General features: G+C 62.6%; 12 protein-coding genes and 1 pseudogene. 3 read left to right on the forward strand and 10 right to left on the reverse strand.

Annotation, left to right across the window (positions count from 1 at the left end; genetic code table 11):
• Nucleotides 1–79: 79 nt before the first annotated feature.
• The 3 genes from NKI24_RS12815 to NKI24_RS12825 all read right to left on the reverse strand — a co-directional run bounded on the left by NKI24_RS12815 (nucleotide 80) and on the right by NKI24_RS12825 (nucleotide 1,284).
• Nucleotides 80–604, reverse strand: a complete 525-nt coding sequence (locus NKI24_RS12815) for a DUF2285 domain-containing protein (RefSeq protein ID WP_352452158.1) — start codon at nucleotides 602–604, stop codon at nucleotides 80–82.
• A gap of 46 nt (nucleotides 605–650) precedes the next feature.
• Nucleotides 651–836: a transcriptional regulator domain-containing protein gene (locus NKI24_RS12820; protein ID WP_352452199.1), complete on the reverse strand. Its 186-nt coding sequence runs from the start codon at nucleotides 834–836 to the stop codon at nucleotides 651–653.
• Between the two features lie 169 nt (nucleotides 837–1,005).
• Nucleotides 1,006–1,284 carry a DNA -binding domain-containing protein gene (locus tag NKI24_RS12825; protein ID WP_023674289.1) on the reverse strand — a complete coding sequence of 93 codons (279 nt, stop codon included), beginning with the start codon at nucleotides 1,282–1,284 and terminating at the stop codon, nucleotides 1,006–1,008.
• Nucleotides 1,285–1,410: 126 nt separating this feature from the next.
• Here NKI24_RS12825 and NKI24_RS12830 point away from each other — a divergent pair, with 126 nt between their 5' ends.
• Nucleotides 1,411–1,626 (forward strand): helix-turn-helix domain-containing protein, encoded by a 216-nt coding sequence (locus tag NKI24_RS12830; RefSeq protein WP_023674290.1) that lies wholly within the window; start codon nucleotides 1,411–1,413, stop codon nucleotides 1,624–1,626.
• A 192-nt stretch (nucleotides 1,627–1,818) separates the two neighbouring features.
• Here the strand turns inward: NKI24_RS12830 and NKI24_RS12835 are convergent, their stop codons facing one another.
• From NKI24_RS12835 to NKI24_RS12865, 7 genes and pseudogenes are all read right to left on the reverse strand, one after another.
• Nucleotides 1,819–2,148: a DUF736 domain-containing protein gene (locus tag NKI24_RS12835; RefSeq protein WP_352452159.1), complete on the reverse strand. Its 330-nt coding sequence runs from the start codon at nucleotides 2,146–2,148 to the stop codon at nucleotides 1,819–1,821.
• Between the two features lie 195 nt (nucleotides 2,149–2,343).
• Nucleotides 2,344–2,583: a hypothetical protein gene (locus NKI24_RS12840; RefSeq protein WP_352745687.1), complete on the reverse strand. Its 240-nt coding sequence runs from the start codon at nucleotides 2,581–2,583 to the stop codon at nucleotides 2,344–2,346.
• Between the two features lie 418 nt (nucleotides 2,584–3,001).
• Nucleotides 3,002–3,937, reverse strand: a complete 936-nt coding sequence (locus NKI24_RS12845) for an SLOG family protein (protein WP_352452161.1) — start codon at nucleotides 3,935–3,937, stop codon at nucleotides 3,002–3,004.
• A gap of 314 nt (nucleotides 3,938–4,251) precedes the next feature.
• Complete coding sequence (locus NKI24_RS12850; RefSeq protein WP_352745690.1) at nucleotides 4,252–5,298, reverse strand: DUF7146 domain-containing protein; 1,047 nt, start codon at nucleotides 5,296–5,298, stop codon at nucleotides 4,252–4,254.
• Nucleotides 5,298–9,427 (reverse strand): annotated as a pseudogene (locus tag NKI24_RS12855) (strawberry notch-like NTP hydrolase domain-containing protein). The gene NKI24_RS12850 and the pseudogene NKI24_RS12855 overlap by 1 nt, the downstream one beginning before the upstream one ends.
• Nucleotides 9,428–9,789: 362 nt before the next feature.
• Nucleotides 9,790–11,910, reverse strand: coding sequence for a ParB/RepB/Spo0J family partition protein (locus tag NKI24_RS12860; RefSeq protein WP_352745693.1), 2,121 nt, complete (start codon nucleotides 11,908–11,910; stop codon nucleotides 9,790–9,792).
• A gap of 237 nt (nucleotides 11,911–12,147) precedes the next feature.
• Entirely contained in the window at nucleotides 12,148–13,089 is a 942-nt protein-coding gene (locus tag NKI24_RS12865; protein WP_352452166.1) for an ArdC family protein, read from the reverse strand.
• 508 nt (nucleotides 13,090–13,597) lie between these two features.
• Here NKI24_RS12865 and NKI24_RS12870 point away from each other — a divergent pair.
• Both NKI24_RS12870 and NKI24_RS12875 read left to right on the forward strand, forming a co-directional pair.
• The gene (locus tag NKI24_RS12870) at nucleotides 13,598–14,029 is read left to right on the forward strand and encodes an excisionase (RefSeq protein ID WP_352452167.1); all 432 of its coding nucleotides are present in this window, start codon (nucleotides 13,598–13,600) and stop codon (nucleotides 14,027–14,029) included.
• Nucleotides 14,026–15,084 carry a tyrosine-type recombinase/integrase gene (locus tag NKI24_RS12875; RefSeq protein ID WP_352745697.1) on the forward strand — a complete coding sequence of 353 codons (1,059 nt, stop codon included), beginning with the start codon at nucleotides 14,026–14,028 and terminating at the stop codon, nucleotides 15,082–15,084. Before NKI24_RS12870 ends, NKI24_RS12875 begins: the two co-directional genes overlap by 4 nt.
• Nucleotides 15,085–15,263: the final 179 nt, after the last annotated feature.

Genomic DNA, 15,263 nt, shown 5'->3' on the forward strand with positions numbered 1-15,263 from the left:
CCTGCCGGGACGCGCGAAGTGGACCATGATCGAAATGAGGAAAGGCGAGGGAGGGCAAAGATTGGGGGGCGCGTTTTTGCTACCCCGAAGAAGGACTTCGGCGGCCGGACTTTTCGCTGCGGTTGTGGGGGTAGAAGAGAAGATCGCGATAGCCGCCGGCGACTAAAAAAGCTGCACGGCGTAAGATAGCTCGGACCTTGTGGCGGAGGTGATGATCACGCCAATCTCGCGGCACAATCGGCTCTTGCGAAAACAGCACCTCCGCGAGCTGACGATAGGTTGCACCCGTGCGGTGACCATCATGTGCGCGTAAATTGAGGATATGCCTGGTCTTGGTCTGTTGCGGCAGCGCGCCGTAAGATGGACTGGCTGCCCGGCCGTTCAGTGCGCGCCAGAACCGGCGCGCTGCATCGAGCCGCGTCTCGAATGCAGCATCGAGCGGCAGAAGGATAGCGTTGAATTCACCTGCGCGGTCATCAGCGACGAGATGACTTTTCCCAATTAAGGTAGACCAAATAATGTGAAGGCCTTCGTCCTGCGGCCAAACGCTGGCTCCGGCAAGGCTGGAAGGTCGAACTGTTTGATGGGATGCAGATACCCGCATGACCCGGAGCACGCGCGGCGAGGCCTGTTCCGTCCAGATGATATTGTCAGCTTTCGGAAGTCCGGCACCGGCAGTTTTGAAATCGCGCGCCCCAACGGGCGGCGAGATCGGGCTGACCGGCAGGTTCTCCAGAACCAGCGAGTTGCGATGCAAGCTGGCTGCACTCTGCCACGAATTCGTCATTCCGGATCAGATACTCGGCAGCGAACTCCGTAGCCTGGTAGCTGCACATGTGTGCATACGCCGCCGGATCGGTCCAATCGCCTTGCACTGTTCCTGTCCTCTCCGCGTACCCGGATGTGAGGCGTCGGCATCAACATTCCCGGCGGATAAGGAAGTTGAATAGTTGGAGAGTCGGCAAACCATTATGCCGACTCAGCAAAGTGGAGCGCCGGCCCGCGTCAGTGCGGAGCGCCGCCAGCGAGAAGATATCGGTAGCCGCTGGTCGTCATCCATCGCGCGCGGGCAAGATGGGTCTCCCAGGACCGGAACGCTCGTTCCGGCTCCTGCTCCGGGTCTATATGCAAGACGATCCTGGCCACCTCTCGCCAATCGGCATCTTCCGCTGCCGCGTCAAGGAGGCGAATGTAGGTGAGCAGACGCTCCTCGTCATAGCCGGTCAGGACCGGGGCATCCGGCGCAATGTCGGCGACATCAGGATCGAGCAGCGGTTTAAGCATGGTATTTGACCGTTCATATTTCGATCGCGATCTCGAAGGAGCCGTCCTTTAGATCGAGCACCAATCATAGCGAATAGGAACGATCATTCCTAGAACGATAGTTCCCTTTCTGGTCCCTAATCCGTCATGAATCTCAAGGAGATCATGGCGGCCAACATGCGTCGTCTGCGCCATGACCAGAACGTGACGCAGGAGGAACTGGCCGCCCGCTCTGGACTGAGCATGCGTTACGTCGGATCGATCGAGCGCGCTCGGGTCTCGGCCAGCATCAGTGTTCTTGGGAGGATCGCAACTGCGCTGAATGTGGACCCATGCGAGTTGATCAGAAAATCGGCACCGTGAGTTGACGCGGGAAACACCGCGAATTTTCGATGATCGGCGAGGCAACATGCAGGAATGAAGTCTCCAGTCGCGAACACGACAGGTAGTCGCCCCAAGTCCGACGGAGCTGGTTGCGCAGCGACTGCGCTCATCTTGTCGTGAAAAGGAGGACGGCCCCGCCCTGTTCGTCCGGGCGGAGCCTTGGTCGGGCCCTTACTCCGCGTTGCGGCGGCCGTTGGGGCGCGACCAGATGAGGCTGTAGCCTTCGCCTTCTTCATCGTTGAAGAGGTTGGCGTAGATCGGAGCAGCGAAGCTCGGATCGTCCAGCTTCACGCCGAGATAGTCGCGGCCGTCATTGGAGCGCTTGGACCATGCGGCGCCGATCTCGACCCGCCCGACGAAGACACGGTGGCTGGGGGCGCTGTCGCCAGAGCGGTTGGTCTCGGGCACGACCCGGACGTTCTTGGTCTGGAGCGAGAGAGTGACGATTTCGCCGGTGAACTCGTTGTTGCCGGTCCTCTTGAAGGTTCCGATTATCGCCATGAGTTTTCTCCTTGAACTCTGTTTCGAGCCCGCACCATTGCGGCCTCGATGGCGATCGGCGGGCCGGAGGCGATCGACGCCGCATCGCTTGCGACCGCAGCGCCAGCGGAGGATGGCAGCCAAGCGACTTTGTTGTTTGGCGAGGAATGACGGCGCAGCCGGCAGGGGAAGAAAGTCGATCGGCGCCATTGCGGCTTAGGCGATCGAGGCGCAGCCGACCTTCGGCCAGATCAGCCCATTAAAGAGGCCGTTTGGAGCGGCCCACCAGATAGAGACATCAACGGAGAACCTGGCGATACCGTCGCTGGCGAAATCCCGGCTACGACGATCACCGGCGTCGATGCTCCTCTGTACAGGCATCGCGAAGTCGCAAGCTGTTGTCGGCACCGCGCTTAAGACACGCACGTGATGGTCAAAGTCACGGCTGACGTGCATCACCGGATATCCGCTATCTTTGGAACGAGACGGCACGCCGTGGTGGATTCGAACTGTGCGTCGCGCGATGCCGTGTCAGCGACAACGCTAACAATGTGACGGCCGGTCAGAAAAAAGCATCCTGCCCACGCCGGTTGTTCTGTGAGTTCGCCCAGATCCAGCCCTGTTCGGTTGAACGGGCGTCGTTATTCGCAGCTGTGATGCCAGCTGCGACGCAGCTGAAACGTTGACGGCAAGCGTGACGGCGTCGCGCGCCTTTGCTAGAGCGCGCGGACTTGAGTATCGCAAAAGACGGGCGGCGCCGGGAGCCGGAGATACGGCATCCCGGGCCAAGCACTCCAGCGAGCTGCAAATACAGTATGCGCTGCCCGACCGCGGCCGTATCGTACAATCGAAAAAAGGTAGGGGCGGGCAGCGCTTACGCGCCGCCTCCCTTGGGGCGGAAGTCGAGGACTGGGATGCCGAGCTTCTTTGCCTTGTCTGCAAGATTGTCCTGAATTCCGGTCCCGGGAAAGACGATGACGCCTATCGGCAGTACCTCCAGCATTGCGTCATTGCGCTTGAACGGGGCGGCTTTGGCATGCTTTGTCCAATCAGGGGCAAAGCCGATTTGGGGTACCTTGCGGTGGTCTGCCCAACAGGAGGCGATCTTTTCGCCACCCTTCGGCGATTTCCCATGCATCAAGACCATGTCGGGATGCCTGGCGTGGACCTGGTCGAGCTTGGCCCAGATCAGCTGGTGGTCATTGAAGTCGAGCCCAGCGGTGAAGGCGATTTTCGGGCCAGGTGGCAGAAGGACTTCCTGCGAGGCGCGTTTCTTGGCGCTGAGAAAGTCGCGGCTGTCGATCAGCGCAGAGGTCATGTTGCGGTGGTTGACCATCGATCCGCTGCGCGGTCGCCAACTCGATCCGGTGTGGCGCTCGTAGTGATCCGCGGCCTGATCACGCATCAGTTCGAAGGCGCTTTGGCGTTCGATCAGCGTCTGCCCTTCGGCCGTCAGGCGTTCCAGCTCGACGGATTTCACTTCGCTGCCGTCCTGCTCACGCTGGCTGCGGCGTTGCGCCTGCTCGTTGTGGTCGAGTTCGCGCTCGATCCGATCTGCGGCGCGGTGAAAGATGTTGACGGTCGACCACAGAAGATCGTCGAGATCGGGCTCGAGGCGAGTGTCTTGCAGTGCCACGATGAGGGCGTCGAAGATGTCGGCAATCGCGCCGGCGACGCAGTGGCCCTCTGGAAGCGGTCGAGGATCAGGCTCATCCGCGAAGGGTCGGTAGCCATAGAGCTGGAGTTCGGTGAGGACGTGGTCGATGGGTGAAGACGAGTGCTGTGGTTCGTAGTCGTCATGCTCGCTCATTGGATGCTCCGCCGGTTGGACCGCGACCCTCGCGGCCTTCATGGCGACGGAAGCCGGCGGACGGGACGGACCTGCACCCGCAGCGAAGCGAAGGGCCGGAGTGTCAGCGGAGGAGGGTGAAGGCCGGCTATTTTGCTTCGCGATGGAAAGCGCTCCCTTGGGGAGCGCGCCGGAAAATAGTCGGCCGAAGACATTGCGGGTCCGGGTCGTTTGCTGGCCGATCGCCCTCTCGAAGGCCCGCAGGCGCGGTTCTCTCCGACTTCAGGAGCATCCAAGCGATGCAAGCGACAGCGGACAGATTGTTTCGTTCCGAGTTATCCCGCCACTGCCATGAAACGGGTGATGTCCTGCGGGGCGAGCTGAACACGGACTGCTGCTCGAACGGCATCCACGCCTAGCGTACAGAGATCTTCGTTGAGGTCCCCAAGTGCCGGCGAGAGCACGACCGGCTCGATCCCGGCAGCATTCGCTCTTTCGATCAAGGTGTCACGCGCGCCGTTACCGGCTGGATCGGCGTCGCGCACGATGTAGAGCCGTCTCAGCGTGAGGGGGAACAGCATGGCAGCAAGATGGGCGGCCGAAAGTGCCGCTGCCATAGCCATATCGGGCAGGATGCACCGAAGCGACAAGACGGTCTCGATGCCTTCGCCGCCCGCCATGACGTCGCCCGGCAGGCCAAAGCGAACCGCGTGACCGAGAAGATCGCCCATCGCGCGCCTCGGCGTACCGACCGATGCCTTGCCCCTGCCGGAAGGATCAAGCCAGGTGCGATGTGCGCCAGTCAAATGGCCGTCGAGATCGGTGACGGAAGCGATCATCGCCGGCCAGGTCTCAGTCGGCGCGTGTTCGTCGGGCCGGTAGTAGCAGCGCGGGTGAAAACGCAGGCTTCCGGTCCCGTGCAAAGCGGTAATACTGCGGTTGCGCAGATACGCCTCTACGACCGTACCCGCAATCGGCTGCGACATCGCAAACAGCCGACGCGCTGCCTCCGATGATCCGGATGGCGTGTCTACCGATTTCGGCCGGGGAGAAATCTGCTCTGGTTCGGGATGCGGCAAGCCGAAAAATGTCATTGCTTCATTCGCAACGTCCTTGAAGTTGCTGAAGCCGCGGCTTTCGCGGATGACGTCTAGAAGGTCGCCATGCTCGCCAGTCGCCGCATCGGCCCACTTGCCGGCTGCTCCTTTTCCGTTCGCTGACCCGACGAGACGCACGAACATTGAGCGGCCCGGCGTGTTTTGCACATCGCCGACAAGCCAGTAGCGGCCCTCGCGATGCCCGTTCGAAAGATAGTAGCGACAAACCGCCTCAGCCTGCTGGCCGAGGCGGTGCGCCAGTTCTGACGCATCGTGGCGGGCCATCACGCACCCTCCCGCGTGTCGATGCGCTGGACTGGATAGCCCTTCAGCAACTTGCCCAGAATTGCGGGTCCAGATGCGTCGGCGGGCACGAACATGCGCAGCTTCCAGGAGATGATCTCTCGGAAGAGGCCGTAAGCCGAAAGACGGTCGCGCATTGTGTCGTTGAAGCCCGTCAGCTCGATTCGGCTAACGCCCATGAGGCGGCTGCGCCGAAGCTGCAGACCATCAGCGAGGTCGAGGATCGTTCGACCGCCCAGTAGCGCAACGAAAGCATCACTGGCTGTGATCGAAGGTGAGCTTGTTGCCAGTGCGCCCGCGATCCATGCTGGCGGGACCTGACGACCGATGATGCGCTCGCCATCGTCAGTCTGGAGCCGGTACACACGTGAGAATTCCCTAGGCAGACGCTTCCAGATCGGCAGCAGCATGCCGGCAACGACATGGATAGTGCTGTCCGTGAACTCGGGCACGTCAGCCGTCTCGGCACTCCAGGCGTCAGCGAACGCAGCCTGCTCAGCCTCAACCCAGTGGCTCTCCGCCATCATCTTCAATGAGGCCTGATGGTGCTCCATCGGCCGGATCAGCCGGACGCGCCATTCGATCTCGCCGTTGTCGAGCATGAGTGCGGGCGCTGGCACCTGTACGGCGGCGCGGCCGGATCGGTTGTTGACCAGGAGCTTCGCGCGGGGATCGTGAAGCTGGGCAAGGGCATCGGCAAGTGAAACGGGTCGATTGCGCTTGCGCTGGGCGATGGTCAGCAGTCGCGTTTCCGCACCGGTGGCCGCATGGACATGGATGACGCGTCGCTCGGTGACGACGAAGCTCTCGGCACGCAGTGTTTCCAAGCCGATGTCGTAGGCACCGGAGGCAATGGCGCCCTCGATTTTCGCATTTAGCAATTGTTCGAAGGCTGTAAACAGGACGGTTTGAAGTGCGATGGTAAGCGCCAGCAGCCGATTGAGGAAGGTCGTGATCGGTGGCAGCTCGTCCTTGATGCCGGTGGACTCCGTCAGTGTGAGGCCGGTCGCTTCCTCGAACATCTGGAGTGAGCAGCCGTCCACCTTGCCGCGAACCAGCAGCAGGTAAAGCTGCCGCAGCGCGTCGCGGGCATAGTGCGACTCCAGATTGTCCTCAGGGCGAAATAGGCCCTGACCGCCGGTCTGGCGCTGGCCGCGCGTAATGGCGCCCAATGTGTCGAGCCGCCGGGCTATCGTCGAGAGAAAGCGCTTCTCAGCCTTCACATCGGTCGCAACCGGCCGGAACAGCGGCGGCTGCGCCTGGTTCGTGCGGTTGGTGCGCCCCAAGCCCTGGATGGCGGCATCGGCCCTCCAGCCCGGCTCAAGCAGATAGTGAACTCGAAGGCGGCGGTTCTTCGCAGTGAGATCAGCGTGATAGCTGCGGCCAGTGCCACCGGCGTCGGAAAACACCAATATGCGCTTACAGTCATCCATGAATGCCTGTGCCTCGGCGAAATTGGCCGATCCGGCGCGGTTTTCGACGACAAGGCGATCGATGCCTCGAGTGCTGGTCTTGCGAACGACGCGGCGCGACCGGCCTGTCACTTCCGCTACGAGGTCGGTGCCGAAGCGCTGTACGATCTGATCGAGTGCCCCCGGGACGGGGGCCAGTGAAGCGAGTTGCTCGATGAGGCGATCGCGGCGGGCGACCGCTTCGCGGCTCTCGACGGGCTGGCCGTCGCGATAGACCGGACGTGACGACAAATTGCCTTCGCTGTCGGTGAACGGCTCGTAGAGTTGCACGGGGAAGGAATGCTGCAGATACGAGAGGACATATTCGCGCGGCGTGATGTCGACGCGAACGTCGTTCCATTCCTCGGTTGGAATTTCCGCGAGGCGCCGTTGTTATGAATGACGCTAAACGCTCCGGCATAGGCGTCGTAGATGCGGGTCTGCTCGGAGGTAAGCTGGTGCTCGACCAGCTCGTATTCGACACCATCGTACGAGAGCGATCGGGCCATGTAGAGACCGAGTGCGCGAAGGTCTCGGGCCAGCACTTCCATGGCGGCAACGCCGCCGGCCTCGATCGTCTCGACAAATTCGGCCCTGGTCGCGAAGGGCAAATCCTCACCACCCCACAGGCCCAAACGCTGCGCGTAGGCGAGGTTGTGGACGGTGGTTGCGCCCGTCGCCGAGACATAGACGACGCGGGCGTTCGGCAGGGCGTTTTGGAGGCGGAGGCCGGCGCGTCCCTGCTGTGAGGCGGCGACGTCGCCGCGTTCTCCCTTGCCGCCTGCGGCGTTCTGCATGGCGTGGCTCTCGTCGAAAATGATCACTCCGTCGAATTCGGTGCCCAACCATTCGACGATCTGCCGCACGCGCGAGACCTTCTCACCGCGTTCGTCGGAGCGCAGCGTGGCGTAGGTGGTGAATAGGACCCCGTGATCGAGGCGGATGGCCTTGCCCTGCGGGAACCGCGACAGCGGCGTGACCAGCAGGCGCTCCATGCCGAGAGCAGACCAGTCGCGCTGGGCGTCTTCGATCAGCTTGTCGGATTTGGAGATCCACACCGCCTTGCGGCGGCCCTGCATCCAACTATCCAGGATGATGCCGGCCGACTGGCGGCCCTTGCCGGCGCCCGTCCCGTCGCCGAGCATGAAGCCCCGGCGGAATCGCACGGCGTGCGCGGCATCGTGGCGCGCGGCAGAGACAAGATCGAAGGTCTCGTCCACCATCCAGGAACCGGCGAGGAACTCCGAATGGGCCTCGCCGGCATAGATGACTGTTTCTAGCTGCGCGTCGGACAAGAGGCCGTCGCTGACAACCTTGGCAGGAAGAATCGGCCGGTAGCTCGGCTTCGGCGGAGCAACGGATGCCATCGCCGCCGATTGAACCAGCTTGGTCGGATGCGGATGGGCGCCCGGAATGCGGATCGCCTGCAACCCGTACTCCTCATAGATGCCATCGGTGATGTGCCTACTTTCGGCAGGCCTCCAGTCCAAAGTCTCGTAAGCAAGCTCGGCGCCTTCCGGCTCGGCGAGGCTGCGCACCGGAGAGGAAGCCGCGGATCTGGCGAGATCACCGCGCACGGGGCGGGCTGTGGGCCCTAGTGCCTTGACGGCGGGCGCAAAAGTCGAAGCGCTGACCGGCAGCCGTGCGGGAACGTGCTCGCCAATCCTGGCGATCAGTGTGGCGACATCGGGCGCCGTGCCGGCTGATGCTGGAAAGCTGCCTGGATTGTCGGCCGGCAGTTTGTCGATGACGGTCAGCCGGGTCTCGACGGTGGTGCCATGCCTGGCGTAGACGGCGCCGTCGATCGCGGCGGTGAACACCACGCGACCGCGCTCCTGGAGCCTGACGAAGGACTCGCGCCAGATGGGCAGCTCTGGGGAAAAATTTGCGCCAGTGATTGCGACAAGCCGCCCGCCCTCGGCGAGCCGGGCCAGCGCAGAGGCGACGTGACGATAGGCAGCGTCGGACACGCGACCCGAGACATTGGCCAGAACCGAGAACGGCGGGTTCATCAGCACGACGCTCGGCACAATGCCGGGATTGAGATAATCATCGATCTGCGCTGCGTTGAAGCGAGTGACGGGGATAGCCGGAAAGAGCAATGAGAGAAGCCCGGCGCGGGCCTCGGCCAGTTCGTTGAGCAGCAACGTGCTGCCGCTGATCTCGGCCAAAATAGCAAGTAACCCGGTGCCGGCGGAGGGCTCAAGCACGCGGTCGGCAGGGGTGATTGCCGCGGCAGTCACGGCCGCCAGACCGAGCGGAATGGGGGTGCTGAACTGCTGAAGCGCTTCGGTCTCTTCGGAGCGGCGCGTGTGAGTTGGGAACAGGCCGGCAATCTTGTCCAGCATCGGAAGTGCAGCGGCCGCAGAACCGGCTTTGCGGAAAAGCGACTTTCCGTATTTGCGCAGGAACAGCACCGTCGCGACTTCGCAAGCGTCATAGGCTGATTTCCAGTCCCATGCGCCGGACGCATCGGAGGCACCGAAGGCAGCTTCCATGGCCGAGCGAAGGCTCGAGGCGTCGACGCGCTGACCGCGTTCGAGATGGGGCAGAAGAAACTGCGCCGCGCTGTGGATGGCGGCAGCTGGTTCGACAGCCGGGGATGAGACAAGCGGAAGCGGCACTGCCGGAGCGGCAGTCTTCGAAGAAACATCAAGCATGGAGAAAACCTCGAGGAGAGCGGAACGGGAATGAACCGGGCGGCCCTCTCTCTCGACCAATCCGGCTCAAATCCGCCTTGGCCGGCCTCTCCCCTCTGGACTGCGGTCTTGCCGATAACGATCCTTCTTCGATCCAGGCGCTGCGCCGCTACCCGCTGTCAGCCCAACGACGACAGCGGCAACGCGGTTGGCAGCCCGGGGGCGATATCTTGGCAGGCAGTGGGGACGGCGGGGCAGCAGCCGCCGACCGAGAAGGACGCGGCAGAAGCGGCCAATTGGCTTTGCCCGTGTGCGAGAAAGTGAGCGCCCGGCAGGGGTAGGAAAGGGCGCGGAGCGGCCGAAGCCGCTCCGCGCGAGGCGATCTATTCAGCGGCCATGTGCGGTTCGCTGTCTTCAATCTGCGCATCGTCGTCTGAGAGGAATTCGGGCAGCTCTTCCCCATAGCCGTCGGCGCCGGCGCCGCTATCAGCGCCAGCACTGCCGTCGAGGTCGACCAGGCGCAGCGGCTCGGGCAGCCAGCCACTATCGGTCAGCAAGCGCTCGGCTTCCTTCGCCATATCACCCTTCTTCAGATGGTCGATAAGCTGTGCGGCCTGTTCCCCCTTCGCCTCTCGCACTGCCTCGAGAATGCGAGACTTGGTGATGCGGCCGAGATAGTTTTCGACTGTCGGTGTCCAGCCGGCGTCGACCATATCGAGACCGACCGCGCGTGCCAGTCGATCAGCTTGCGCGATCCGCTGCCGAACCCCGTGTGCCGAGATAGCGCCGCCATAGCGGTCGGCTTTCTCGTGGAGCGCGTTCACGCCGTAGCTGACGCAATGGGCGAGCAACGCCGCGCGGCTGGTCTCATCAAGTGAGGCGATCCAGTCCCAAAGTGCATCGTCCTCGGTCGGCAGGTCCGATTTCCAGGCCTCATGGCGTTCGGCCACCGATTTCGCCGAGGGGCTGTCCTTCAGGTCACCTGCCTGCAGAGGAAAGAAGACGTGACGGATCGAGGCCTCCAGGCACCCGTTCGTGGTGCGGTGCTGGAACGTGTCGGTGACCAGCTTGTGCAAGAGCGCTGTCATGGCGACGTGAGGGTTGCCGGCAACCGCATCGCGCAACGCCAGCGTCCGGCGTGCGGTCAACTCTGTCACCAGTCGGTCCGGCAGAGGCTTGACCGCATCGTCCTCGTCTTCCTCGCACTCGACTGCCTGGCCGCCAATGGTGACAACGGCACGGTGCACCGACGAACTGTCGGCAGCCCCGGACCCGCCGTCCCTGTTCGATTCATTCGCGCCGTCGAGTGACATCGGCGGCACGTCCTCAGGCCGGAGAAAGCCGCGGTCGACCGAGAGCGAGCCGTCGGCGTCGATGCTGACGAACGCGCCGGCGATGGCGATGTCGGCCGGATCGAACTGCCTTGGGCGCTTGTCGAAATTGGCGAGCGCGGTCTCGATTTCACCGAGTCGCTGATCGACGTCTTCGGGCAGCTCGTCAGCACCCTCAGATTCGGTTTCAAGCTTGGCATGCTCGGCGTTGAGGGCATCGATGGTAGCCTGCTCCTCGGCAGAGAGATCGAGCGGATCACTCTGCAGCTGATACAGCCCACGCGTTGCGTCGTAGGGGAAGCTGACAGCGACCTCGACCCACTTCCAACCCTCGGCTGCAACTTCCTGGGCAACCGCCTTGAGCTTCTCGGTGACCAGGCGGTCCAACAGCGCTGCATCCTGCAGCCAGCCGCCGTCATCCGACTGGAACAGGTCGTGCATGACGATACCACCCGCGGCCTCATAGGCGTCGGTCCCCACGAAGACGGCGCGCTTGTCGGAGGCGCGCACCGTCGTTTCGGTCAGCATGCGCCGGATTTGATAGGGCTCTTTCGACCAGGCATCCCTGATTGCCTCCCAGATCTGCTCCTGGCGAGCGCGGTCTTCAGAGACCGTGAAAGCCATGAGTTGCTCCAGCGTCATCCCGTCATCGGCATACACATCGAGCAGCACTGGGGAGACAGAAGCCAGCCTAAGCCGTTGCTTAACGACGTTGACCGGCACGAAGAAGGCTGCGGCAATCTCCTCCTCGCTCATGCCTTTTTGGCGCATGTCCTGGAAGGCGCGAAACTGATCGAGCGGGTGCAGCGGCGCTCGCTCAATGTTCTCGGCGAGCGACACCTCCTCGGCAACGATCGCGCTGTGACGGGCGCGCACGACACAGGGCACGAGGGCGGTCTTGGCGAGGCGCTTTTGCTTCACCAGCAGCTCAAGCGCGCGGAAGCGCCGGCCTCCGGCAGGTACCTCAAACATGCCAGTCTCGTTGCCGTCGCTGTCGACGACGGACAAGACGCTGAGGCTCTGGATCAAGCCGCGGCGGGCGATCGAGGCCGCAAGATCCTCGATCGAGACGCCGACCTTGACGCGCCGGACATTGGACTGGGAGAGCACCAGCTTGTTGAAGGGAATGTCGCGCGAGGACGACAGGGTGATCTTCTGAACGGCAGTAGCCATCGGGATGTACTCCGCGACGGGCGGCCGAGAGCCTCTCTCTCGACCTCCAAACCCGTCATGAGAATTCCGTCACTCCCCGCCCTCTGATGTGCTCTGCAGCCAAGCGACACTTGTCGCGGAGCAGCCGGTCGGTCCTGGCGCTCTGCAACGACTTCGCCGCAGCGGGGTCCGGCATCGAGGCAGACTTCGGTCATGAACGCATCCGCAGGAAGACGCCGAACTGGAAGCGGGCGGCCATTACGCTGCCTCCCGCCGATCGTCGTCAGCGGCGACTTTGTCGGGCAAGAACCCCAAGAGATAATCCGCAGCCCTGCTTGCCAGAGAGGCGGCGCGAACGATCGCACGGTTATCCTCGCGCAGGACCTCCAGCCACGAGCCGATATAGTCGGCGTGACGCACGGTCGGAGTGATGCCCAGCGAGGCGCAGCAGAAAGCCGCACTTATCTCGGCAACCAGCTCTTCGAAGGCATACTTCTTGGTGCCGAAGGAACCAGACAAATCCCGGTTGAGGCGTGAGGCATGACCGGTGGCGTGCCCGAGTTCATGCAGGGCGGTCCGGTGCCAATTGATCGGCTCGAAGTAGGCTTGGGGTGGCGGGACCCGCACATAATCGTGGGCCGGAGCGTAGAAGGCGCGGCTGCCACCAACCCGGAAATCGATCCCCGTCTGCTTGATCAGCCTCTCGACCTTCGGCTCGATCAGGCCGGGTAGGGGCGGGTGCGTGGCCATCGCAACATCGTCGGGCAGCCCGTCGCACTGCGCGGCGTTGAACACCGTGAAGCGTTTGAGGAATGGGATCGATCGGGCTTGCTCGCCGGTTTCGCGGGTACGCTTTTTCTCGTCGTCGGGCACGAACCGATGGGCGTAGACGACTGTCGTTCCATGCTCACCCTTGCGGACGCTACCGCCAAGCGCGAGCGCCTGGCGGAAGGTCAGCCAGCTCTGTCCTGAAAAGCCCTGCTCGATCACCGAACCCCAGAGGATCAGGACATTGATTCCAGAGTATTGCCGGTCGGTGGCGGCGTTCTTCGGCATGGCGAGCGGCGCCTTCGCAGCTGCCATTCCCCATGGCTGAACCCAGGGCAGCCGACCGGCCTCCAGCTCGCCGATGATCTTGCTGGTGATGTCGTCATATACGCTGGCCCGGGTCGGGGCAGCTTGGTGCCGATGCTTGGTCATTGCGAGTCTCCGCGTCGGGCGCCGGGAGCCTCTCTCCCAGCCTTCAACCCGTCAGTGCGCCAAGCGCGGCGCTCTAACTCTATGGACTCGAACGAAGATTGCGGTTGCTGACCAACTCCGAGGTGAAAGACACCGTTCGAAACCGCAGCGTGAGGCGATCAGCAGAACCCACTAAAGCCGGGCGCGCGGGAGTAGGCCCAAGAGACCTGGCAGTGAGTCCATGGAAACGGAAGCCGCACAGATAGCCGAAGCCAGTCAGGAGCGGTTTCACCGGCCACGGAAGTGGGGAGCCAGCCGAAAGGCTCGTGGAGTGCGCGTCAGCGCAACCGTTCCGATTAGCAGGTCAAAGGAGCATCTTTGCCGCAGGCGCTCCAGTCGGCGCTTTTCGCAGCCGTATATTCAGAGAAAAGATCGTGCGGCAGGGCATCCGGAATGGCGAGACAGAAAAGTGTGCTCAATGCGACCCGCGATCCGTCTGTTTCCGAGCGAAACTATCGGACCATAGAGATTGGCTGAGGGCTCCGTTTTGAAAATCCCCGAACAATTCGACGAGACCACGCCCCTGCGCGTCGCGATTGCAGCACGAATTGCCTTTCCCGATGGCTCGATGTGCGCAGCAGGCCTACGCAAGGAACGTGACGCCGGCCGACTTGAAACCGAGCTAATCGCAGGAAAGGAGTACGTCACCTTGCTGGCGATCACCAGAATGAGGGAACTATGCCGCGGGCGTCGAAAGGGCCACGCCTCGTCTGGCGCGGCGAAAGCTGGAAAAAGGACGGAACACTCCGAAACAAAGCTGGATGGTTTATCCGCGATCGAACAACGTTCATCAGCGCTGGCAGCGGCGAAAAAGGCCATCCAGGACCTGAAGCTGAAAAGGCGCTCGCGGCCTACATCGCAAGCAAGTACCACCGAGCGCGCGGTGCCGAAGATGTCTTGATAGCCGATGTCGTCAGCGTCTACCTGAGAGAGGTTGCACCGAAGCATGCCGCGCCGGAAGAGACGGCGGCTCGGCTGGACAACGTCCTCGATTTCTTCGGTGAAAAGACCCTCGCCGCTATTAACGGCAAACTCTGCCGCGACTACGCCGCGTCCTGTCCCACAGAAGCCGTTGCGCGCCGCCAACTCGAGGATTTTCGTGCAGCCATCAACTACTATCGCAGGGAAGGTTACACGACTGCCGCACCGACGATTGTCCTGCCCGACAAGGCTGGTGCACGCGAGCGCTGGTTGACGCGCAGTGAAGCGGCCGCTCTCATCTGGGCAGCTTGGCGTATGAAGCAGAAATGGAAGGGCCAGGAGAGCGGCCGGCGTACCGGACGACACCTCGCCCGCTTCATGCTTGTCGCGCTTTATACAGGAACACGCTCTGCCGCAGTCTGCGGCGCCGCCGTCCGTCCAACCAAAGGGCGTGGTTATGTGGACCTTGACCGCGGCATCTTTTACCGCCGTGCCGATGGCGCAAAGAAGACCAAAAAACGCCAGCCGCCCGTGCGCCTGCCGGACCGGCTATTGGCTCACCTCCGCCGCTGGGCGTGCACGGATCTCGATATCAGAACCAAGGCGCGCGGCAAAAGCGCAAATATCGGCCGAAAAATATCGCAAGATTTTGTCGTGGAATGGAATGGAAAGCCGGTGGTGTCGGTAAAGAAGAGCTTCAGGAGAGCTCGCGAGGCAGCCGGCCTCGGTCCCGACGTCACTTCGCACACGCTTCGCCACACCGCTGCGACCTGGCTGATGCGGGCCGGCACCGACATGTGGCAGGCGGCGGGCTTTCTGGGCATCACCGTGGATGTCCTGATCGATACTTATGGCCACCATCATCCCGACTTCCAGGCAGACGCCGCCGAGAAGATCGCCAAGAAGCAGGTCGCCGCCGAGGCGACGAAATCGGTCTCAGGACAGATGACAATGAAACATGAACTCGGCAGGGGGGGCCCTATGTTTCCCACCCAAAGCTCGAAAGGAAACGCGATCATTGCGAAGCAAGCGTGACGATCGGGCCCAAAAAGCTGCGGCTTTGCTGGTAGCGCACATCGTTCGGGACGATGGGGTCGCAGGTTCACGCTGCCACCCGCACCACTTTCTCTAATTTGGGTTGGGCGGTCACGCCGTTCGAATCCACTCCGACTCCCCGGACTGAACGAAACTGCGAACTACGAGCTGCCGATCCC

It is taken from the genome of Mesorhizobium sp. M0701, assembly GCF_040320365.1.
In the GTDB taxonomy this organism is placed as follows: domain Bacteria; phylum Pseudomonadota; class Alphaproteobacteria; order Rhizobiales; family Rhizobiaceae; genus Mesorhizobium.